Source organism: Delftia sp. PE138 (genome assembly GCF_018320755.1).
In the GTDB taxonomy this organism is placed as follows: Bacteria; Pseudomonadota; Gammaproteobacteria; order Burkholderiales; family Burkholderiaceae_C; genus Comamonas; species Comamonas tsuruhatensis.
In genome coordinates this window covers 676,247-695,668 of sequence record NZ_JABEPN010000001.1, presented here as the reverse complement: position 1 = coordinate 695,668, position 19,422 = coordinate 676,247, and the positions used below count along the sequence as shown (strand labels likewise).

34 protein-coding genes are annotated in these 19,422 nt (G+C 63.1%); 15 read left to right on the top strand and 19 right to left on the bottom strand.

Going from position 1 to position 19,422, the window contains the following annotated elements:
* Positions 1 to 2 precede the first annotated feature (2 nt).
* The 15 genes from HFGMBDPB_RS03150 to HFGMBDPB_RS03080 all read right to left on the bottom strand — a co-directional run bounded on the left by HFGMBDPB_RS03150 (position 3) and on the right by HFGMBDPB_RS03080 (position 8,610).
* Positions 3 to 218: a hypothetical protein gene (locus tag HFGMBDPB_RS03150; protein ID WP_212644911.1), complete on the bottom strand. Its 216-nt coding sequence runs from the start codon at positions 216 to 218 to the stop codon at positions 3 to 5.
* 452 nt (positions 219 to 670) lie between these two features.
* A complete protein-coding gene (locus HFGMBDPB_RS03145; RefSeq protein WP_212644910.1) occupies positions 671 to 1,072 on the bottom strand; it encodes a hypothetical protein in 402 nt (133 codons plus the stop codon).
* On the bottom strand, positions 1,069 to 1,350 hold the full coding sequence (locus HFGMBDPB_RS03140) for a hypothetical protein (RefSeq protein ID WP_212644909.1): 282 nt from the start codon (positions 1,348 to 1,350) through the stop codon (positions 1,069 to 1,071). Before HFGMBDPB_RS03140 ends, HFGMBDPB_RS03145 begins: the two co-directional genes overlap by 4 nt.
* Positions 1,350 to 1,697 (bottom strand): hypothetical protein, encoded by a 348-nt coding sequence (locus tag HFGMBDPB_RS03135; protein WP_212644908.1) that lies wholly within the window; start codon positions 1,695 to 1,697, stop codon positions 1,350 to 1,352. The genes HFGMBDPB_RS03140 and HFGMBDPB_RS03135 overlap by 1 nt, the downstream gene beginning before the upstream one ends.
* A complete protein-coding gene (locus tag HFGMBDPB_RS03130) occupies positions 1,694 to 2,017 on the bottom strand; it encodes a hypothetical protein (RefSeq protein WP_212644907.1) in 324 nt (107 codons plus the stop codon). The genes HFGMBDPB_RS03135 and HFGMBDPB_RS03130 overlap by 4 nt, the downstream gene beginning before the upstream one ends.
* A gap of 10 nt (positions 2,018 to 2,027) precedes the next feature.
* On the bottom strand, positions 2,028 to 2,348 hold the full coding sequence (locus HFGMBDPB_RS03125; protein ID WP_212644906.1) for an Ogr/Delta-like zinc finger protein: 321 nt from the start codon (positions 2,346 to 2,348) through the stop codon (positions 2,028 to 2,030).
* A 236-nt stretch (positions 2,349 to 2,584) separates the two neighbouring features.
* On the bottom strand, positions 2,585 to 2,881 hold the full coding sequence (locus HFGMBDPB_RS03120) for an HNH endonuclease signature motif containing protein (protein WP_349305356.1): 297 nt from the start codon (positions 2,879 to 2,881) through the stop codon (positions 2,585 to 2,587).
* Positions 2,882 to 2,913: 32 nt separating this feature from the next.
* Entirely contained in the window at positions 2,914 to 3,120 is a 207-nt protein-coding gene (locus HFGMBDPB_RS03115) for a hypothetical protein (protein ID WP_212644904.1), read from the bottom strand.
* Positions 3,117 to 3,359, bottom strand: a complete 243-nt coding sequence (locus tag HFGMBDPB_RS03110; RefSeq protein ID WP_212644903.1) for a hypothetical protein — start codon at positions 3,357 to 3,359, stop codon at positions 3,117 to 3,119. The genes HFGMBDPB_RS03115 and HFGMBDPB_RS03110 overlap by 4 nt, the downstream gene beginning before the upstream one ends.
* A gap of 417 nt (positions 3,360 to 3,776) precedes the next feature.
* On the bottom strand, positions 3,777 to 4,454 hold the full coding sequence (locus HFGMBDPB_RS03105; RefSeq protein ID WP_212644902.1) for a hypothetical protein: 678 nt from the start codon (positions 4,452 to 4,454) through the stop codon (positions 3,777 to 3,779).
* 13 nt (positions 4,455 to 4,467) lie between these two features.
* The gene (locus HFGMBDPB_RS29610) at positions 4,468 to 4,623 is read right to left on the bottom strand and encodes a hypothetical protein (RefSeq protein WP_227468444.1); all 156 of its coding nucleotides are present in this window, start codon (positions 4,621 to 4,623) and stop codon (positions 4,468 to 4,470) included.
* Between the two features lie 76 nt (positions 4,624 to 4,699).
* Positions 4,700 to 6,082 carry a replicative DNA helicase gene (locus tag HFGMBDPB_RS03095; RefSeq protein ID WP_212644900.1) on the bottom strand — a complete coding sequence of 461 codons (1,383 nt, stop codon included), beginning with the start codon at positions 6,080 to 6,082 and terminating at the stop codon, positions 4,700 to 4,702.
* Entirely contained in the window at positions 6,079 to 6,843 is a 765-nt protein-coding gene (locus tag HFGMBDPB_RS03090; RefSeq protein ID WP_212644899.1) for an ATP-binding protein, read from the bottom strand. Before HFGMBDPB_RS03090 ends, HFGMBDPB_RS03095 begins: the two co-directional genes overlap by 4 nt.
* Complete coding sequence (locus HFGMBDPB_RS03085; protein ID WP_212644898.1) at positions 6,836 to 7,831, bottom strand: hypothetical protein; 996 nt, start codon at positions 7,829 to 7,831, stop codon at positions 6,836 to 6,838. Before HFGMBDPB_RS03085 ends, HFGMBDPB_RS03090 begins: the two co-directional genes overlap by 8 nt.
* Positions 7,832 to 8,124: 293 nt before the next feature.
* On the bottom strand, positions 8,125 to 8,610 hold the full coding sequence (locus tag HFGMBDPB_RS03080; protein ID WP_212644897.1) for a phage regulatory CII family protein: 486 nt from the start codon (positions 8,608 to 8,610) through the stop codon (positions 8,125 to 8,127).
* Positions 8,611 to 8,703: 93 nt separating this feature from the next.
* Here HFGMBDPB_RS03080 and HFGMBDPB_RS03075 point away from each other — a divergent pair, with 93 nt between their 5' ends.
* Positions 8,704 to 8,922: a hypothetical protein gene (locus tag HFGMBDPB_RS03075; protein ID WP_180317996.1), complete on the top strand. Its 219-nt coding sequence runs from the start codon at positions 8,704 to 8,706 to the stop codon at positions 8,920 to 8,922.
* Between the two features lie 13 nt (positions 8,923 to 8,935).
* Here the strand turns inward: HFGMBDPB_RS03075 and HFGMBDPB_RS03070 are convergent, their stop codons facing one another.
* On the bottom strand, positions 8,936 to 9,199 hold the full coding sequence (locus tag HFGMBDPB_RS03070) for a helix-turn-helix domain-containing protein (protein ID WP_249343335.1): 264 nt from the start codon (positions 9,197 to 9,199) through the stop codon (positions 8,936 to 8,938).
* A 73-nt stretch (positions 9,200 to 9,272) separates the two neighbouring features.
* Here HFGMBDPB_RS03070 and HFGMBDPB_RS03065 point away from each other — a divergent pair, with 73 nt between their 5' ends.
* From HFGMBDPB_RS03065 to HFGMBDPB_RS03055, 4 genes are all read left to right on the top strand, one after another.
* A complete protein-coding gene (locus HFGMBDPB_RS03065; RefSeq protein ID WP_180317997.1) occupies positions 9,273 to 9,968 on the top strand; it encodes an XRE family transcriptional regulator in 696 nt (231 codons plus the stop codon).
* A gap of 300 nt (positions 9,969 to 10,268) precedes the next feature.
* The gene (locus tag HFGMBDPB_RS03060; RefSeq protein WP_212644895.1) at positions 10,269 to 10,727 is read left to right on the top strand and encodes a hypothetical protein; all 459 of its coding nucleotides are present in this window, start codon (positions 10,269 to 10,271) and stop codon (positions 10,725 to 10,727) included.
* Positions 10,724 to 10,858, top strand: coding sequence for a hypothetical protein (locus tag HFGMBDPB_RS29875; protein ID WP_283248007.1), 135 nt, complete (start codon positions 10,724 to 10,726; stop codon positions 10,856 to 10,858). Before HFGMBDPB_RS03060 ends, HFGMBDPB_RS29875 begins: the two co-directional genes overlap by 4 nt.
* A gap of 20 nt (positions 10,859 to 10,878) precedes the next feature.
* Entirely contained in the window at positions 10,879 to 11,475 is a 597-nt protein-coding gene (locus tag HFGMBDPB_RS03055; protein WP_212644894.1) for a hypothetical protein, read from the top strand.
* Between the two features lie 134 nt (positions 11,476 to 11,609).
* Here HFGMBDPB_RS03055 and HFGMBDPB_RS03050 read toward each other — a convergent pair whose 3' ends face one another.
* Positions 11,610 to 12,191, bottom strand: coding sequence for an Arc family DNA-binding protein (locus tag HFGMBDPB_RS03050; protein ID WP_212644893.1), 582 nt, complete (start codon positions 12,189 to 12,191; stop codon positions 11,610 to 11,612).
* 85 nt (positions 12,192 to 12,276) lie between these two features.
* On the opposite strand from HFGMBDPB_RS03050, the gene HFGMBDPB_RS03045 reads away from it, so the two are divergent.
* The 10 genes from HFGMBDPB_RS03045 (at position 12,277) to HFGMBDPB_RS03000 (ending at position 18,560) form a co-directional block, all read left to right on the top strand.
* Positions 12,277 to 12,462, top strand: coding sequence for an Arc family DNA-binding protein (locus HFGMBDPB_RS03045; RefSeq protein WP_212644892.1), 186 nt, complete (start codon positions 12,277 to 12,279; stop codon positions 12,460 to 12,462).
* The gene (locus tag HFGMBDPB_RS03040) at positions 12,459 to 12,722 is read left to right on the top strand and encodes a hypothetical protein (RefSeq protein ID WP_212644891.1); all 264 of its coding nucleotides are present in this window, start codon (positions 12,459 to 12,461) and stop codon (positions 12,720 to 12,722) included. The genes HFGMBDPB_RS03045 and HFGMBDPB_RS03040 overlap by 4 nt, the downstream gene beginning before the upstream one ends.
* A complete protein-coding gene (locus HFGMBDPB_RS03035; RefSeq protein WP_212644890.1) occupies positions 12,719 to 13,627 on the top strand; it encodes an ORF6N domain-containing protein in 909 nt (302 codons plus the stop codon). The genes HFGMBDPB_RS03040 and HFGMBDPB_RS03035 overlap by 4 nt, the downstream gene beginning before the upstream one ends.
* Before the next feature lie 183 nt (positions 13,628 to 13,810).
* A complete protein-coding gene (locus tag HFGMBDPB_RS03030) occupies positions 13,811 to 14,626 on the top strand; it encodes a hypothetical protein (protein ID WP_212644889.1) in 816 nt (271 codons plus the stop codon).
* Positions 14,623 to 15,441: a hypothetical protein gene (locus HFGMBDPB_RS03025; RefSeq protein ID WP_212644888.1), complete on the top strand. Its 819-nt coding sequence runs from the start codon at positions 14,623 to 14,625 to the stop codon at positions 15,439 to 15,441. The genes HFGMBDPB_RS03030 and HFGMBDPB_RS03025 overlap by 4 nt, the downstream gene beginning before the upstream one ends.
* Positions 15,434 to 15,835, top strand: a complete 402-nt coding sequence (locus tag HFGMBDPB_RS03020; protein WP_249343334.1) for a hypothetical protein — start codon at positions 15,434 to 15,436, stop codon at positions 15,833 to 15,835. The genes HFGMBDPB_RS03025 and HFGMBDPB_RS03020 overlap by 8 nt, the downstream gene beginning before the upstream one ends.
* Positions 15,836 to 15,842: 7 nt before the next feature.
* A complete protein-coding gene (locus HFGMBDPB_RS03015; protein WP_212644886.1) occupies positions 15,843 to 16,754 on the top strand; it encodes a ParB/RepB/Spo0J family partition protein in 912 nt (303 codons plus the stop codon).
* Positions 16,751 to 17,287, top strand: coding sequence for a hypothetical protein (locus HFGMBDPB_RS03010; protein WP_212644885.1), 537 nt, complete (start codon positions 16,751 to 16,753; stop codon positions 17,285 to 17,287). The genes HFGMBDPB_RS03015 and HFGMBDPB_RS03010 overlap by 4 nt, the downstream gene beginning before the upstream one ends.
* On the top strand, positions 17,284 to 17,520 hold the full coding sequence (locus HFGMBDPB_RS03005) for a hypothetical protein (protein ID WP_212644884.1): 237 nt from the start codon (positions 17,284 to 17,286) through the stop codon (positions 17,518 to 17,520). The genes HFGMBDPB_RS03010 and HFGMBDPB_RS03005 overlap by 4 nt, the downstream gene beginning before the upstream one ends.
* On the top strand, positions 17,520 to 18,560 hold the full coding sequence (locus tag HFGMBDPB_RS03000) for a tyrosine-type recombinase/integrase (RefSeq protein ID WP_212644883.1): 1,041 nt from the start codon (positions 17,520 to 17,522) through the stop codon (positions 18,558 to 18,560). The genes HFGMBDPB_RS03005 and HFGMBDPB_RS03000 overlap by 1 nt, the downstream gene beginning before the upstream one ends.
* Here the strand turns inward: HFGMBDPB_RS03000 and HFGMBDPB_RS29995 are convergent.
* Entirely contained in the window at positions 18,557 to 18,868 is a 312-nt protein-coding gene (locus HFGMBDPB_RS29995) for an aspartyl protease family protein (protein ID WP_424949142.1), read from the bottom strand. The two genes, HFGMBDPB_RS03000 and HFGMBDPB_RS29995, sit on opposite strands and share 4 nt — an antisense overlap.
* A 110-nt stretch (positions 18,869 to 18,978) precedes the next feature.
* Positions 18,979 to 19,221, bottom strand: a complete 243-nt coding sequence (locus HFGMBDPB_RS02990; protein ID WP_212644881.1) for a hypothetical protein — start codon at positions 19,219 to 19,221, stop codon at positions 18,979 to 18,981.
* Between the last annotated feature and the right edge of the window lie 201 nt (positions 19,222 to 19,422).

The following is a 19,422-nucleotide window of genomic DNA, read 5'->3' as shown; positions in this document are numbered from 1 at the left end:
GCCTATACCTTTCTTCCGTTAGCGGCTGCGAGCTTTGGAGGCGCAGCCGGCGTGAACCGGCTGGCGACCTTCTTTGCCGCAGCGGCCTTCTCTTCTTTCTTGCCTGCCTCCCCTTTCTTGGGGTGGCAGTACGGCGCGGCCAACGTCGCTGCCTGCATCCGGCGCCCACGGTCCTCATCAGGATCCCGCATCACCTCCAGCAGGTAGTCGAGCGGCATCAGGTCCGTCAGATCCGGGGGCGGCTCAGGCTTTTCTTTGCCGAATGGCCAACTGGGCGGTGCGTCATCAGCCTTGAACCCCTGCGCATCCACCGTGGGCGCGGCGGCCTTCTTACCCCCCGGCTTCTTCGTTACCGGCTTCGGCTCAGGTGCCGGGCTCGGCTTGCTCTTCGGGCGGCCAGCACCGGGCCGCGGCCCTCCTCTTGGCATGGCTCACCTCTTTGATTTCTTTGATTTGTTTGATTTCCACGGTCTGCCGGAAATCAAAACCCTGAAAACTCCTGATATCGCAATGACTTGCGCGATGTTCTTCATGCGCCCGATAGGCCCAAAAGAATCAAACAGGGGGAAATTTTCTGCGCGTGCGGAACAGGGCGGTCTAGAGGGCCGAGACCCCCAAGGTTTGACCCGCCCCCTCCCCTCGACCGCCCCGGCGATGCCCCTGGATCGCGTCAGGCGGGCTCTGGCGCCGCTTCGAGCACCGCACCCATACCCAGAGCCTCCTCGGCCGTCAGTGGCGCGTACTTCCACTGGCCGTTGTGCTCCACCTCTCCGACTCCGATCCATCCGGTGCGCGGCGCCTTGATGCACCTGAAGTCGGCGTAGCGGTCATTGGCGTTGAGCACCAGCTGCACGTCTGTGCCGTCCCGGGTGGCGTAGTCGCCAGCTTGGAACTGATGCTCGGCAGGCAGCTCTCTGGCGATCAGATCGAATTTCCCCGCCAGCTCCTCGAAGAACTTCAGATGCGCCGACGCGACAGCCTGCACCAAAGCGTCCAGCCTCCTCCTTGTGGCCCAGCCGATGCGAAGCCTCGTCAACCGTTGGGCCCGCTTCTTCAGTGCTCTGACTTTCATTGCCTCTGCTCCTCTCGTTGCCGGCATGGCCGTGCTGGCTTCAGACTGCCCAGGTAGGCCTGCATCAGCTCCTGCATCCCGAACTGCACACGCACAGCCTTGACGTAGCTGTCACGCCGGAAGTCGCCAGGCTTCGCGCGGTCCTTGGAAAGGCGCCACCAGTGAGCGGCGTACTCGACTCGCTCCTCGACATGATCCCTCGCCCATGCCGGCAGGCCACGCCGCGTGCACTCCCGCAGATCGCGGGCCAGGGTCTTGCGCATGCTGGAGTAGTTCATCAGCCACCTTGTCGCGCTTGCTGTTGGCGCTCCTGCCGCAGTAGGCGAGTGCCGGCGCCCAACATCCAGGCGAGCAGAAGGCCGATGCCCATCACCCAATGGCCGTACCAGACCATCGCCATCACCAGGCCGATGCTCAGCACGTTGTCCACAGCGAAGGGAAGCGCATAGGCTCGCTCGGGGAAAGGCCGGTCAATCCTGCCCACGTTGCACAGGTTGGCCAGCACCAGGACGCCGACCTGAAAGGCCAGCAGGTTGCCGGCACCTTCAACGCCATCGCCCACCCAGGCCCACAGCAACCCATACATGCTGGCGTACAGCGCCAGCTGCGTGATCGCGGCCCTCATGCTGCGCCACCATCCACCACGGTGCGCATGGCAGTCGAGCCTGCATCGGCCTGCCAGGCCTTGGAAGCGCCAATCGCGGCCAGGTGGTCAGCCAAGGTCTCAGCCTCGGATGCCGCGTATTCCTGCGCCAGCACGCGCTCCACCTTGCCCGCAGCCTCGCGAAGGATTGCCTTCACGGCGTAGCTCTTGGAGGCTCCGAAGGGCTCCATCATCTGGGTCAAAGCCGCCGCCTGCTCCTGAGCCCTCGTATTCGCTCCTGCCTCGATGCGCCCAGCCAGGGTGCGCATGAAGACCGACCTCGCGTCCATTGCCAAATCCATGTCCTGCTCCTCAGTGCCGGGCCTCGGTGCCCTGGTGCGATGTGGTGACGGCCGGCGCGGCGTGGGAGCCGGGCTGGTACTGCGAGGACGGCATGGCGTCCAGCTGGGTCTGCAGCAGCTTGCGCTTGATGTGCGTGCTCATCGGCAGGACCACCGCAGGGTTCGGGATGGCGCTGGGGCTGATGGTGCGGTTGATCTCGGTGACCGCCGAGAACACATGGCCGCACTCGAAGTTGCGGCACTGGAAGATGGTCTCGCGGCTGGTGCTGGTCAGCTGCAGGCTGGTGCGGGTATACGCATGCTCTTGGCAGTGGGGGCACATCATTCGCATAGGTCAGCACTCCTGGCGCTCGCGGCGCTCGTTGGAACACGTAGGGGCCGCGACATGCGGCACGACAACGGGGGTCGGGGTTGCTCGGGTCGGCTTCGGCGCGGCCGGCGCGGGACGGACTGCGGGCGCAGGCCTGGCTGGCGGGACCACGATCACCGGGCGGGCCGGGATCACGACAACGGGCGCGGCCATTGCAGCGCCAGCGGCCAGCACCAAGGCGACGGAAAGAACTGTCTTCATCTCTGCTGCTCCTCGCGTTGCTTGTCGCGGCTATGGTGGGTGGTGCACAGGGGATCCCAGTTGCTGGTATCCCAGAACAGGGCTTGATCGCCTCGATGCGGTATCCGATGGTCAACCACCGTCGCCACTTCAACCCGGCCTTCTTCCTGGCAGCGGATGCACAAGGGATGCGCCTTCAGGAACGTCGCTCGCGCCTTCTGCCAGCGGTAGCCGTAGCCCCGCTGGCTGCTGGTCTGGTCACTGGTGCGCCAGCTGCCTGCCTGCATCGTCTGCACGCGGCGGGTGTCGAGCACAGGGAGTGAGTTCTTCAGGGTCTGGAGCTTACTCACCTACTGACCGCCGCATCATCGAACCGCACCGTCACGCTCGATACGAGGAACTCGGGGAGCGCGGACTCAATCCGATTTTGCTCAATCCAACGCACATCGACCGATGCGGCAAGGCCAGTGGCGTTGGAGAACTCCTGCATGGCGTCGCGGATCTTGGCGGCGGCCACGCTGGCATGGTCTTGGATCTGGGCACGAAGCGTCATTGCAGTCTCCCGTAGCAGTGGAATAGGCAGGGCATCGACTCCAAGCCCTGGATCGCGTAGATCGAGCCGAAGCGGATGCGCTCGCCAGCGACTCGCCCCTGTGCGTCCAGGCGCAGGGGGTGGTGATGCACCTTGACCCATCCGGCCCGGGTGTTCACCTCCAGCACCCTGTAGAGGGTCTGTCCGGAATCCATGTCCACGACCGTGGCGCCGCGCGCGTTCTGGGCGTTGTAGAGCATCACGATCTCCTTGATAGGTGCCGCCACGCAGGCCTTGCACCCCATGCGCAATGCATGCTTTGCCGGGTGCACCTGGTGGCGGCGGAAACGGAAAAAGCCCCGCAGAAGCGAGGCCTTGAATTGGTCACCCCTTCGGACTTATGGCCAATGCCACAGGGGGAATGCCGTTCTCTGTATTCCAGCTCCGCGACAGCTCACGGAGGAGTGCCCGCCCCATCACGCCACTCAGGGGCGGCCCCGGCTGGATCGGGGAGCCAACGAAAAAGCCCGCAGGGCGTGAACCGTGCGGGCTTGTGATCTGTAGGGGCGTGTTCCCCCATCGCTTCCATGTCTTGCCAGACTCACCGCCTGGGGACGTTTACCGGGATGAGCGCGGGCGGGATTGTTGGCGCCTGCGCTCTAGGCACGCAGTATACCTCAGCCTTTGCCGGCCGCAACCACCTTCAGCCCCTTCATGCGCTTGAGCGCGGCGATGGTGCCCGAGCGTGCGCGGTCCACATGGGCGGCGATGTGCCCGGAAATCAGCTGGCCCTCGGCTTCGTGCGGCACCTCGCGGGTGCCGAACCCCTTGCAGGTCTCGCAGATCGCCATCTCGCCCAGCTTGACGCCGCCACAGCCTGGGCACTTGCGGTCGCACCACCACAGCAGCACGTCGGTCAGCTTGGCGCGGGCGTCCTTGATGCCCTGCGCCAGCACCCAGGGCAGAAAGCCAGCGTGCGCGTCCACCAGGCGGGTGTACTGCGGCAGGCCGCGCAGGATCTCCATGCGGCGCTCCATGTGCCAACGGCCCTCAGCCACGCGGGCGCCCACCATGTCGAGACGGCCCCGGCTCTTGCGGGGCATCTGTTCGGCAACGCGCTGCAGCTGCTCGTCGGTCAGCGGGCGCGGCTTCTCGCGGCGGTCCCATTCGCAGATCAGTTGCTGGACCAAGCGGCCCAGGCCTGCAGACTGGATGCCAGCTGCGATCAGGTAGTCGGCGTCGCCGCGCTTCTCCAGATCGACGGACAGGTCGCTGCTGGTGCTGGCGCTGGTCAAGCGCTCTGCGACGGTGGGCCGCTCAGCGGATACGGGCTTGGTTGGTGCTTCGATGGTCATTCTTTTCCTCTGGTCAGTGCGAAATGGCGCCAGCGCGGCGCTCGTTGAGATAGGGGCGCAGTCGGCTCGCAGCGGCATCGCACTCCTCGCGCGAGCCAATGGCGATGGGCACGTAGTCCATGCCGCGATCCGTCGCGCAGGCTTGGCGGTTTTGCTTCAGCATGTCCATGACAGGCTCTATATGCATTGCGCACTGGCTATGGCTCCACAGGAGAGCCCATTCGATGGCGGCAACTTTCTTTTGCTCAGTAGTCATCGGGATACCTCTTGGCTTTGCCCCTGCTGGGGGGGGTTTCGGAACGAATCAGGGATTCAGTGGATTCAGACCAGCGCTGAAACTTGCCTTCAAAGTGCAGCGCCAGCTCGCTCTGTCCTATATCGCGGCCCTTGATGGCCCGCACACCTTTGATGGATGGCTCGTCTATGCCGCCCTTGCGGTGATCCCAAAGAGCGAGAACGACATCAGCGTCTTCCTCAATGGCTCCGCATTCCTTCAAGTCAGCCAAAGTCGGCCGGGGGTCGGTGCGCTTTTCAACGTCACGATTCAATTGGGACAACAGCACCACGGTGAGGCCAAGCTTTCCAGCCATCTGTTTGAGGCTGCGCGTGATCTCCTGCAACTGCATGCGGCGGTCCTGTCGCTCGTTGCTGCCCTGCATGAGCTGCAGGTAGTCCACCACCAGGAATTTCAGGCCATGCTTGCGCACCATCTTTCTGGCCCCAGTCACGATTTCGACCAGGGTGGCTCCAGGGCGGAATTCCAGCAGCAGCTGCAGGTCTCCGAGTCGCCCTGCGGCCTCTGCGACCCGCCCCCAGTCGTCAGGGCTGAGCTGACCAGTCTTCAGACCACGCAAAGGAACCCGGCCGAGATTCGCTACCGTGCGACGGACCAGCTCCTTCTCGCTCATCTCCATGCCAACAAAGGCAGCCGTGTAGCCTTTGGCCGCTTGATTCAAGGCAAGCTGTTGCGCGAATGACGATTTGCCAACGGATGGGCGGGCCGCGATAACAACCAATTGCCCTGGATACCACCCGCCTGAGAGGATCTCGTCCAAGCCCGGAATGCCCGTCTCCCTACCGAGTTCGACTTTCCCCTCTGCCAGGTCATCCAGTTCTTGGAGGAAGTCGGCGGCAAAATGCGCTATTGGCTGGGCCTCGCCTCCAATACGGTCTTCGACGGCTGCCTCATATCGGCTGACAGCACGGGCGGCGCGCTGGTCTATCGTCAGCGTGAAATCATCGACATCTGCTTTCGCCTGGGTCGCTGCGAGAACCAGGCGGCGATATGCAGCGGCATTGGCGAGAATGGTTGCATGGCGCTTGATGCCATGGATGGAGCCGGCCTCCTGAGCCAGATTGCTGAGATAGCCGAGATCGGTGCCGCCTTCCAGCTTCTTCATGACCACGATGGGATCAACGTCGTCGCCGGCCAGCACCATCGCTTCCATCGTTGACCAGAGCACCTGGTGCAGCGGGTGCTCAAAGCACTCCGCCCTCAAGAGCCCAGCAACCATGTCGTAGGCCGGCGCGCCATCGCGCATCAGTACGCCCAGCACGCTCTGCTCGGCCTGGAGATCCACGTCGAGAGGGCCTTCCCCTGGCTCCAGCAAGATTTCGCGGTCGATCATTGCCCAGCCTCCGCCCGATGGCTCGGCCAACTGCAAGTCAGGAGGGTTGCACCCTCGCGCAGCCGGTCGAACGTTCGTTCCCCGAGGATCGGCTTCATGTCCTTGGCCGTCAGGTTGGAGAGCACTACTGTCGGGCGCCCCAGCTTGTAGCGCATATCGATCACGTCGAACAGCTGCACCCGCTCAGCGTCCGAGCTGAACCCCGCGCCAATCTCGTCCAGGACAAGCAATCCCATACGACCCAAGCGATCAATCACCTGGATCTCTGTCTCAGCGTCCCCCGCGACGTTGCGCCCCCAGGTCGCGCGCAGGACGCGGATGATTTCCCGGGCGCTCAGAATGGCTGCAGAGGTGTCTCGCTCATGGATGAAGTGGGTGACCATGGCAGCGCCGAGGTGAGTCTTCCCCGTCCCCACGCCCCCCACCAGCCACAGGTTGCGCCCGCTCTCCAGGTCCACGGATTCAGCGAACGTTTTGCAGGCCTCCAGGACTTCGCGCTGGTCCGCCCGGTGAGCCGTGTAGCTGCTGAACGTTGCGCGCAGCATGCGCCCCTCCAAACCGCTCTCGGCAATGCGCTGTTCACGCCTCGCTGCGCCCTGCTGGGCTACATCGTCGGCCTGGGCTCTGGCATCCAGCGCCTGCAGCTCTACCTCCACGCAAGACCAGCAGCGGGTCCACTGCCCGGTTTTGGCCACGAAGCGGGAGACGTATTCGCCATGGGTCTCGCAGCACTCCAGGCGCGTTTCTTTCGTTTCAGGCATCGCCAAAGCCTCCAGCGTTCGCGTAGTAGTCCTCGGTGAATCCGCTGTGTTTTCCCTGAGCTGGAGCGCCTGCCTTTGTGTGCTGGCGCTGTCCAGCAGCATGCTGGCAGGTGGCCCTGAGGTACTCCCGGGCGTCCACAGGCTGAGCAGTCACGGCAGCGGCCACCGCGTCTCGGACCACGTCCTGGCCGTAGTCCTTGACCAGCTTCCCCATGAAGCTCCGGGCCTGTGCCTTCGGGCATCCACCCTGCTCCAGCACGGAGACTGCGGCATTCCACAGCTCTGCCTTGGCCATGTGCTCGGGGGTTTTCTCTTTCGGAGAACCGTCAGGAGGATCGAGAGGCCGAGGCAAAGGAGGTGCCGGGGGCGAACCGCCGCCGTCCGTAGCGTCAGCTACGGAATCTTTATGTAATCTGGTTCCGGTTCCGGTTCCGGTTCCGGTTCCGGTGTCGTCTCTGCCAGGGTCGCCGACATGTCCGTCCCCGTTCTGTCCCAAATTTGTCCCGTGGGACATATCCGGGACACCCAATCTATTTCCAGGGTCGCCGACATGTCCGTCCCCGACTCGTCCTGCAGCTTCCTCAGCCTCCCTGCGCTTGCGATAGTCGGCCTTGCGCTGACGCTCCTTGACCTTGGCTCCCAGCATGTCGAGGACGCGCGCCGCCACGGTGTCGTGATACAGCCTGCCGTCATCGGCCCTCCACCAACCACGCATCAGAACGGCGCGAGCCTTGGCAAACTGCGCGGGCTTCATGCCAATGCGTACAGCAACAAGTTGATCGTCGTCGGGCAGGGAACCGCATGGCACCTGCTTCCACGCTGTGGCCCACAGCATCAGCAGCCAAGGGCGCAAGTCAGCCGGCGCGAGCGCCCAGGTATCGGACTGCTCGATGCGCTCCAGGTCCAACTCAAAGCGCCAGCCTTTGGCGCGGGTCTCAGCCGGGTACGGCGGCGCTGGCAATGCCGCTGTTCGAGCGTCAATGGTCATGTTCGCTCCAGGCCTCCCAATGCTTCACGTTTCGCATCACGAATCGCGCGAATCAAGGCCTCCGCGTTCTGAGGCAGAAGGACCACGAAGTTGATTGGCTCATGTGGCGCGGTGGCCTGGGCGATGACGACTTTCCCGTCCTCGTCTACGTAAACGTCAATTTCGTGTTGTTGCTGTACTGCTGTTGGCATGTGTCCACCACTTGGAGAGGAGCACCACAGGAAGAAAAGACCAACGGCCGGCAGGTGGTGGAACTGCTGTGCGGGAGCGACCCTGACCGTCGGCGAAAAGGGTCAAGGAACAGCCGGCGCGCGCTGGGGCTTGCCTGCGGTGTTCACGGCACGGGCGGCCTGGCGCAACTTGCGCAGCACCTCCTCGGCCTCGGCGATCTCGCGCTCGATCTGCGCCAGCTCGTTGTCCGAGATCACGCCGTCCTGCATGGCCTCGATCACCGCACTAGTGATGTGCGAGGTCTCCAGCACCAGCTTGGACACCTTGTCCACGGGGCTCGCCACCGCCGTGCGGCAGGCGTCCACCAGATCGAAGCGGCCACCAGCCTCGCCGGCAACATAGGCCGCATAGTCGTAGCAGTGGGGCATGCCTGCCTCGCGCAGCAGGCCGGCAATGGTCAGCGCATCAACGGCGCCGAGCTTGTGCGACGAGGCCCCGGAGAGCTCCTTGCGCAGCACCTCGTCGGTCTTGCCGAGACGAACAGCCACGACAGCGCGGCCACCAGGGAAGTTATCTACGCCGCGGCGCAGTGCATCGAGAGCGCTCATATCCGGCTCCTGAAAAATTGGACGTGGACGGGAAAGAGGGGGTAGCCGAACATCGCGGCCATGCAAACAAACACCACACCAAAGGGAGCCGCCATGAACCTCAACACCCAGCCTTTCCACGCCAGCACCAGGACCAGCGTCAGCACCAACGTGAACCCAGACACCAGCGCGCGGGAGCAGACGTTGACGACGAGCCAGCTGGAGCTGTCTTGGAGAGCGGGGGAACTGCACATCCGCTGCCGAGCTAGCCGGGTTGTGATGTGCGTGGAGCGCGAGCTGGTGACAGCGCGCGGCGGACGGGGGATGTCCTGATGCGGTTGCATGGTCAGGACTCCGCGTCCTGCTCGGTGGCTTTGCCGAGCTCCGGCCAGATCAAGTGCCAGTCCGCAGGAAACAGTTCGCGGCGGGATGCCACACCGCGCGCCTCCGAAACAGGCGCCAGCCGGATCAGCTTGTCTTCAGGAACCGCATGCACACTGCGGCCATCGCGCCAGCCGGAGACCGATGCGGCACGGATGCCGAGCAAGGCAGCGACCGCTGAAGTTCCACCGAGCGCATCGACGAATTGGTTTGAGGTCATGTTCAGCATGCCTCGCATCATTAGGCACGCCTTACGATTTGTCAATAGGCACACCTTATCAACAAACCATTAGGATTGCCTAATGTCATCACTCAAAGAGCGCATGGCGCAAGCGTTCGCTTACCGCGAATCGATCAAGCTGCCTGGCGAGCGGGTCAGCCAGGCAGCGCTTGCGCGTCACTGCAAGGTGAAGCCCCCGTCTGTGAATGGATGGTTCACTGGAACCACCAACACGCTGTCAGGGGACAGCGTCCTGCTGGCTGCGGAGTACTTGAAAGTGCGCCCCGAGTGGCTTGCAACCGGCAGAGGGTCGATGCAACTGCACGACGGAAAAGAAGTAATCGGGCATGCGGTGAGCCAGTCCAGCATGCGGCCAATTTGGGTTGTCGGCCGTGGCGCCGGAGGGTTCATGCCTGCAAGGATTTGGACAGACGGCGACGTGCCGGTCGGTGCCACCGATGAGTTCGCACTGCTGGCATCCAGCGATGAGGAGGCCTTCCTTGCCGAGGTGATAGGGCAAAGCATGTTCCCCAAGTACGAGAACAAGAACTTCGCCTTGGTTGAGCCAAACGCACCGGTCGACATCGAAGATGTTGTTCTCGTCCGCCTGCATAACGGCGAGACGATGATCAAGAGACTGCTCTCGCGCCGCAATGGCAGCTACACATTTGGTAGCTACAACGACCCGGCAATATTGATGTTTGAACAGGTCGAGGTGACTTGGGTCTACTACTGCGCCCACGAAGTCCCGCGCAAGCGTATCAAGGTCCGCTTCTAAGCAGCACAGCTCCTCGATCTCCAAGCCCGCCGCGAGCGGGCTTTTTTGCGCGCCTACGAAAGGTCGGCGATGCCAAATCGCGTCTTTCTTCAAAAATATAAGGCACGCCTATTGACTCAATGTTTAGGCATGCCTTACAGTCACCCCCAACGCGACACCACGCACTAAGACCTCGGCAAGCGATACGAAGCTGGTAAGCCCACCAGGATGCAGAGGGCAGGTCCAGGGATGAACTCCCGCCCGCGAGGTGTCGCGAAGGGGTGCCACTGGCATCCATTCCTCAACCTGTTGGAGTGAACGATGACCACGAAGCTAGACCGCTCCCACGACAGCATGGAGGCCGTGGCCGCTCGCGCAGCCAGAGACACCCGGAACGCTCTCCAGCAGCGGCAGACCGAGGCTCTGCTGCAGGTTCGCCAAGACGCGCGCCATGGGCACAGCCGCCTTTCCCATGGCTGGATCCGGCAGATCTGCCAGGAGAACGGCCTGCAGCCGCACCAGGTGCGCGCCGCTGAGCGTCAGGGCCGCGAGCTGCGCGCCAAGGGCGTGCCCTGCATGTGCTCGCACTGCGGCTTCGGTGGCAATGGCCAGATTGAGGACCGTGAACTCGTGCGGCAGGCCTATGCCGAGCGCCGCCGTGAGCAACTCATGGCAGCCGGCATGGGCCCAGCAGAGCGCGAGAAAACCATCCAGGCCGAGATCGACGCGGGCGCCGCGTTCCAGGCCCTTCCCATCACCGTCAAAAGGAGCACCTCATGAGCCAGGCCGCATGCCTGTTTCGTCTCGTCGCCATGCGCCGTCGCGCTGGTGGAACCCTGCTGCAGTCCATGGCCTGGGCCTTGGGCCTGCTCTGGCGCAATCACCGCGCATCGCAGCGCCAGCACATGTAACCCCAGAGGAAACCGAAGCCATGGAACTTGGACTCACCGGCACCGAGACAGCCGCCCAGCTCATCAAGCAGCTGGTCTATCTGCGCCACCTCGCCCGCCGAAACATCATGCTCACGCAGAAGGTGCGTGACCGCATCCGCCAGCATGAGCAGGACCATGCCGCCGCGGCTGAAAACTCTGCGGCCCAAGCCGTCTACAGCCAGGCCATCGCGATCCTGAAAGAGCAGGAGCTGGAGATCGGATTTCAGGAGATTGAGATCGGGAAGTACCTGGTCCACCTGTGCCCTGCCCTGGACAGCAAGGCCAGCCGCGAAGCGATCTTCGAGGCCATCAACACGAACAAGGCCGACCGCGACACCGACGACGTTCGCAAGTACGGCGACAAGTGCAGCCGCCTCATCTTCGTGCTGGACCTGGAGAACTCGGCCACCAAGGATGACGACATCCTGCATAAGCCGCTGAAGTGGTGCCACACGATGGGATTCATGAACGCCCTGCAGACGAATCCAAAGCTGGACCGCATCGTTCACGAGGAAGCAAACGAGGTGTTCGGCGGGGCCTTCGGCGAGTACCAGGAGCGCCCCCTGACTGAGCGCCTGGTCGGGAGGGCTGTGTGATGGTCTCCGTCGCTAACCAGGCCGACGCAAAGCGTTGCCGCACCGCTGTTGCACGCCACGCTGAAAACCTACGAGGCGTCGGTTTTGCCGAGCTCAATTTTGAGCCGGGCTCAGCAGCGCCCTCAAATGGAGGTTCAGGGCTTGGGAGCTCGGGCTGCTTTGGTCGTCACCGAGATACTGGTGCGCTTCCCAGAAGAGCCTTTGAAACTCAGCGTCCTCTGCGGTGGCAAATCTTCCGGCACGGTAGCGACGGCAGCCATCATTCGGCGCTCGGCGTCCTCCAGTGCCTGGATGCGTTCGCGAGCTTTCCTGAGCGCGATATCGATTGCCCCCAAAGGCTTCTTCGTGTCGCCGAGGAAGCTGAAGGCCACGTCGTAAGCAGCGCCAACCGCGCTATCGACGCTTTCGAGTTGGAGGTTTTTTGCCCGGACCTCTGTCAACACAGATACCAGCGCCCGAGCCACCAGAGCAGCAGTCAGCAAGTCTTCTTGGGCCCTCAGCTTTGTCGTCGCGACGTCAAGCTCCGCCCTGGCAATCGCAACAGCCATCGCGCTCGCAGTGCTTGCAGGCATGCCGTTTTGACCTGTCGAAGCCTGAAGCCGGTCAACGATTTCAGCATTGAGGCTGCGTTTTGCTCGGTCGGCCACGTCTTCCAAGTGAGCTCTGAGCTCAGGAGGCATGCGCAAGGGGTACGGCTGCTGCTGTTTCGGTTCCATCCCTCGATCATCGATTCTTTTTGATCCTTTTTCAAAGAATCTACTTGACTCTCTCGAAGTGACTCTATCAGAATCTAGACAGACCATGACCGCACACCGCCGCCAAATTCCACCCACGCCAGTCCGAATCCCGGACGAGCTCAAGGAGCAACTGAAGGCCCAGGCCATCGCCAATGACCGCAGTCTGAACGGCGAGATCCTGGCCCGTCTGCGCGCGTCCATCCAGGGCGAGCGCGTCCATCAACCTGCAATGAAAGGAAGCCCACAGTGAAAGAGATCCTCAACATGAACGCGACGTTCTTCCTTGACGAAGACGCGCAGCAGTCTGGCCACGAGTTAGCCGTGGACAGTTGGATGAGCCGAGCCAGCGGCGTGAGCGTGGAGGACGCCGCAAAGGGCCTGACCTCCGAGCTGATGGCGATGGGCGTGACGGAGGGCGGCACCGCCCAGGCGTCCGGCATCTATGGCGCCCTCAAGGTGCTCATCGAGATGGCCGGCATCCCCACGATCACCGACGGAGCAGCAGCATGAGCAGCATCGTGAAGATCAATGACACCGAACTGAAGGTGATCGAGTTCCAGGGCCAGCGCGTGGCAACGCTCGCGCAGATTGACGAAGTGCACGAGCGGCCCGAGGGCACGGCGCGCAAGCGATACAACGACAACCGGGAGCGCTTCGTCCAGGGCGAAGACTTCTTCGTCCGAAATTCGGACGAAGCCCGCGAGATGGGGTTCATCGCGCCCAACGGGCTGATCCTCATGACAGAGCAGGGCTACCTGATGCTGGTGAAGTCTTTCACAGATGATCTGGCTTGGCAGGTCCAGCGCCAGCTGGTCAACGGCTACTTCCGAGGCAAGAAAGCCGCCACACTGGAGCAGCCATCTAAGCCCGCCCGCGCCTCGGTGCGTTACCGCGAAGCCGCGGCGATCACTGGCGCACAGCTCAAGATCTGCAAGCTGCTGGGCGTGGATGAGGGTATGGCCAAGGTCATCGCCGCGAAGGAAGTGAAGGCCGTCACGGGCCTGGACTACACGAACCTGCTGACCACTACGGCCGCCACGGACAACCCGCGCATGACACCGAAGGAACTGGCAGCACTCATCGGCGCCGGAGCGACCTCGGAACAGGTCAACAACGCGCTGGAGCAGCTGAGCTTCCAGGCGAAAGAGCGCTGGATGAACGGCAAGGGCCAGCCCCGAAGCAAATGGGTGTTGACGGAGCTGGGCAAAGAGTACGGCGCGCTGGTCCCCTATCAGGCTGTAGAGCATCAGCACTCTGGCTATCGCCCTGCCTGGCACGCCCGCGTGATCGAACTGATCCGCCCCTTGGTCGAAGTGGCAATTGCCCAGCGCACCGCGCCGAAGCCGAGGCGAGACAAGAAGACTGGTGAAGCCTCCCAGCGACCAGCTTCCCAACCCCAGATGGCTCTCCCATGAGGAACGAACTCCAATCAGTGGTGCGCGCCATTTATCGCCGGCCACCAGACCGGGGAAAAGTGGCCTCGGAAAAAGGCGAAGCCCGACCAGCGCCAACCGGTCGGGCTTCTGTGAGAACCAGCAGCGCCAACCGCTGGAACTCGATGAAAAACCCCGCAGCTACCAACCGTGAGGACATTTCACATGTCGAATGATGCCACGTTAGCACCCGCTCGCAAAACCGCGCCCCCGCGAGCGACTCAAAAGCCGGCGCCAGCACGCCACTCGGATGTTGCCGCTACTGAGGCCGATGCCCTGGCCAAAAAGGCTGCCGCATCGCTGTTCTACATGGTGCTGAACACCACGCACTGCGGCGCCGTCGAGCGCTATCGGTGCCCGCATATGGACCGAGCCAGCGTGCTCCTTGGGCACCTGGAGCAGCCCGACGTCTATGAAGTGGACGACGAAGAAGGCCTGGACACCAGCAGCATGACGAGCATGCTCGGCTATATCAACAACGGTCTGGAGACCGCCCGGGAGCAGTTCAACCCCGACGCATGCACCTCGGCTGGAGAAGCCGCCTTCGTCTCGATGCTGATCGACCACGCAGAGGACTTTTCTGGGCGGCTGTGCGTGGCATACGCAAAAGCCAAGCATGACCTCGGTGAGTTGCGCGCCATGACGACCTATGCGGGCGCCAAGCCATTCCGCGACCGCCCGACTCCGCCCATTCGCAGGGAGCCAGAAGTGGCGCAGGAGGTGGGCGTCACGTTCTCGCGTGCGCAGCTGGCTGCTGTGCTGGAAGTCGTCGCGGGCAATATGGCCACGCTTGGCAGCATCCTTGCAATGGCCTTGACGAGCGATGGGGAGTGGGAGCGGAGCAACCTGATCAGCGCAGCTCAGTCCATCACCACAAGCATCGGCAGCGTGGCAGACCATGCAGTGGGCGACTCTGTGATCGGAGACATTGGCCGCTGGCACGGTGGCCCCAACTTCCACGACCTGGGAGCCGAAGCATGAACGCCGTTGCCGAAAAGCCCCAGGCCCGCCGCAAGGCCGGCGCGGTCGCATCGTCTCCCGCGGCAAAACCTGCCGCCCACCAGTCCACGCCCACCTTCGAGGAATGCTGCGCGCTGTTCCGGATGGCCTCCCAAGCCCTGCATGAAGCGAGCAGGACCGATGAGCCCCATGAGTTCAGCGGCGAATCCGACCGCCTGCTCAGGATCGGGGCAGACATAGCGCTACAGGCATCCAAGGCCAACAGGGAGGAGCACGAATCTGCAACTTATGACGTTGCGGCGTGCATCAATGCCGCGCGTCTTGTTCCGGGCGACACGGAATCAACGGCTCGCACGGCATTCATAGCCACGGCAGCGGCCGCGCTCAGCCAGGTGACGGGAGACACACCTGAGCAGATCGTATTCACCGATTTGAAGCGACCAAAAAAGCGAGGGAGGCACAGCGTTACGCCGACGGAAAAGGAGATCGAGGACACGCATTTCGATGCGATGTGCTGGATGGGTTGCGCAAAAGCTGTGCTGGAGTTTTATGCAGAGCATGCCAACAGCGACCTGGTGTTCGGCCTCAGCGATTTGGTCGCCATGTACTACCAAAAATCCGAAGCAGAAGGCGATGCGATGGGGCCTGGCACAAGAGGCGACCTGATCGCCGGTCCGCTGCCTGCTATGTCTGCCCGGATTGGCGCTGCACTTGAGGTTGTCTACAAAGCAAACGACGACGACATGATGCTGCACTCGGCCACCTACCTGCTGGAGCGCGCGATGCTCATAGCAGGCGGGGAACTGCTGGAGTCCTCGCGAGATGGCGATGCCTGAGCAAACCGAAGTCTTCCCTGGCGTGCTGCGCCATCTGGAGTACCGCATGGCCGTCTACGTAGGCCAGGCCCAGGCCTTGATCGCTGCCGGCCTGGTCACGCAACAGCAGCTCCCAGGCCAGGCCGGCAACGGCCGAGGCATGTGCACCTACGACGCCGACGGCAGCAAGGTTCACAGGGGTTGCGCACGCAGCACCAGCACCGGCCGCAAGTACATCGTGGCCAAGCGTTGCGCCGAGGGCTTGCTGATGGAGGTGCGCCTGGTCCTCAGCCCTGAGCGGCTGGAGGCCATCGATGCCCAGAGCGTGCGCACCTCATCCTGCTGGCCCTTCCCCGTAGCGGTCGGCCACATCCCCAACACCCCCACGCGCCCAGCACTGCTGCGCGCCCGATAGGAACACCATGACCAATTCCGTGCGCAAGATGCTCGAATCGAAAGAGGCAAAGCGGGCAGATGCTGTGCATGTCCGGTACGAGAGCCTGCATGTCGAGCCAGGCTTCAACCTGCGCCAGCAGGACGACGAGCTCGAAGCGAGCATCGAGGCCCTGGCACTGCACATCATTGATGGCGGGAAGTATCCGCCCCTCGAAGTCCGCCCCCGTGACGACGGCGGCATGTGGATCGTGGACGGCCATCGCCGGCATGCCGCAATCGGCCGCGCCCTGGCCCGCAACGCCCCGTTGCGCAGTCCCAAGGACGGCGAGGCCTGGATCCATGTCGTGCTCTTTGAGGGCAACGAAGAGGACCGCATCGCCCGCATCATCACCAGCGCCGCCAACAAGCCGCTGACGCCGGCCGAGATCGCCGAGGGGTACAAGCGGCTCAAGGCCTTTGGCTGGACCCCGGCGCAGATCGCCAAAAAGGTCGGCCGCTCCGCACAACATGTGCAGGATCTGCTGGCCCTGGGCAACGCGCCGAGCCCAGTGCGCGAGATGGTGAAGGCTGGCCAGGTGTCGGCCACCCGCGCCGCCAAAGCCGCACGCAAGCATGGCGACAAGGCCACGGCAGTGCTGGGCGAGCAGCTGCAGCAGGCCCAGGCCAAGGGCAAGAAGCGGATCACGGCGGCCACGGCCGAGGCCCGCAAGCCCGCCCCCGTGGATGCCGATGGGGAGCGCTACCGCTGGCTGTTCGGCGCCCGCACGGCCGAAGAACTGGAGGCAATGACCGCGGATTCCGGGCCGCCACTGGACAAACCGCAGGACGTGGTCATGTGCGAACTGATGACCAACTACATCTCCAAGGCCTACGCGGATGAAATGATCGACGCCGCCCGCGCAGCCCAAGCGGCAATCAAGAGCGGGGACGCACCATGACCTACCGCCCCAACCCCGAGAGCCTGGCCGCGCGCGTGCTCGGCTTCCTCGCGCTGCACCCCAGCGCCAGCCTGACCCTGGCCGACGTGGCTGCCAAGTTTGTGGAGCCCGAGGACGGGCGCAACATCCACACCCAGCTCATGATCGCGTGCGATCACGACATGCTGATCTACGACCCGGAACAGGACAGCTACTGCAAGGGGCCGGTGGACGTGCCATCCGCCTTCGAGAAGACCGCAGACGACGAGCAGGCCTCGCTGTTGGTGAAGGCCCTGGACGAACAAGCCGCACCGGAACCGCCCAAGCCGGCGCCGAAGCGCAAAGCAGCCAGCGCCAAGCCTCGGCGCCAGGAGACGGGAGAGCCCGGCAGTCTGGAACACATGGCCCGGCAGGCCGGCGTGTGGGTGCCGCCGTCGGGCTTCAAAAAGGAGACCGCCCTGCAGCGCCTGCAGACCTTTGCGGAGCTCATCGAGCGCTCGGTGCTGGAGCGCCTGCAGGCTGAGCAACACCCAGCAGGAGGGCCAGCAGCATGACAGCCGAGGCCATCGCCCTGAGCCCGTACATGACAGAGGAAGAGATCGACGAGATTTGCAAGCCGCTGACGCAGCACCATGCCCAGTGGCGCCACATGTGCGCCTTTCTGGGGGTGGACAGCCTGCCGCGGCGCCCCGATGGCCTGCCGCTGGTCGGCCGCAAGATGCTGGAGGAGCGGTTGAACCGCGCCGGCAAGCAACAGGCCGCATCTGGCATCAGTTGGAGCAAGTAATGGGAAGGAAGAGAGACAGGGCTTCAGGCTTCGGCCTGTTGCCCGGGATGGAGGCGCGGCCCCACAAGAGCAGCGACAAGGTGACGTATCGGTATCACCCCAGGGGCGGGAAGCCGATCAACCTTGGGCAGGACCGGCGCGCGGCGATCCAGCAGGTGCTCGACATGAACATGGCCACCAGCGACACAGGGACCATGGATGAGGTTTGGCGCACCTACCAGACACTGCCGCAGTGGACGAGGCTGGGAGAGCGCACGAAGGAGGACTATCGCAACTACAGCGTGCACTTGCTGCGCGTCTTCGGCAAGGCCCCTGCGCGCCTCATCCGGCCCGCCGACATTGCGCGATATCTGCGGGTGGAGCGTGCCGAGGCCCCCGTGCGGGCAAATCGCGAGATAGCGCTGCTCTCAAATCTGATGACGGTGGCTGTAGAGCGAGGGGACATTGACCTGAATCCGTGCCTGCAGGTGAAGCGGAACCTTGAGCGGCCGCGCACCGAAGCGCCGGAACCAGCCGAGCTGGCGAGGTTCATCGAATGGCTGTCGGGCCAGAGTCAGCAGCGCCAGGTCATATCCCTCATGGCCCAGTTTGCAGCCATGGCAGGCAGCCGGCGCATCGAGTTCCTGCACCTGACGTTGCCCCAAATCGACAGTGCCGGCAGCATCATCCGACTCATGCGTGCGAAACAGCACGGCGGATCGAAGCGGGTGGAGAACGTGGTGATCACGCCGGCCATGGAGGACTTGGTGAAGCGGCTACGCGCGCTGCCCAGGCCTGACGGGTGCCTCACGGTGTTCGTGACCCGCACCGGCAACCCGTACACCGACAGCGGCTTCCTCTCCACCTGGCAGCGCGTCATGGCCGAGGCACTGGAGGGCGCAATCGTCAGTCGGCGCTTCACTTTTCACGACCTGCGTGCCTACTACACCACCCAGTTCAAGGCTCAGTATGGAGCACTTCCTGAGCTGCACTCCAACCAAGCCACAACGGCCAAGGTCTACGATCGGTCGCGGGTATCTGTTCGCCGGGGTCTGGGCTAATAGTCGAGTCTGAAGCGGCCATGCCCCATCGTGAGTTGGTATTTATCCAACACATCTCGACCGATCAATCCGTAGATTGACACGTTGAAAAACGGGCGCGCAAGCACCTCCAGCGCAGGAACAGCCAGAGGTATTTCGCCTGGAGTGTGTATCTCAAAACTCACGTCGTAGGAGTCGCAAGGTGTGGGGTCGATGTGGGTCGTGGAGCCCACAACATCACGCGATCCCCGACGGGGGATGCCCAAGCTCCGCATGAGGTCCTCGTTGACCATCGTGGTGTCTGCCCCCGTGTCAATCAGGAACGGCACACGTATCGGAGCAGGAACAGCTTCACCGTGGCGTTGAAGCACCTTTGTACGAGGCGCGCTCACGCCGATGAGCACATCGAGAATTGCGCCAGAAGAACCGTACCTGCCAGCTATGTACGGCACGGTCCAAGGTCACGAGCGAAGTGGGCGACATCCTGGTCCTGAGCGACCTTCTTCACGAAGAAATCCTGCAGGCCGAACTTGTCATAGGCCCAGTCCAACGCGGCCTCATAGGAAGGAGAGTAGTGCACCGGGTCGGCGCCCTTGATGACGACATAGTCGCCTTCGTGGCCGCTCAGCATGGTTGGCAGCTTGGCTCTGTACGCAGACAGTTCAAGTTGGAATTCGCTCATAGCGAATCCATATCGAAGTATTTATTCATAACTTATCCCCAGCCTCCAGTTAGATATCCACATTGTTATCCACACGAAGTAATTCAAGCGTATCGAAAGAATTATCGGAAGGCAACTAGGAAAATATCATCGGGATGAAGAATCGGATTTTCCCGACATGGGAAAAAACAAAGAAAAACGCTCCGATGTTTGTAGCATCGA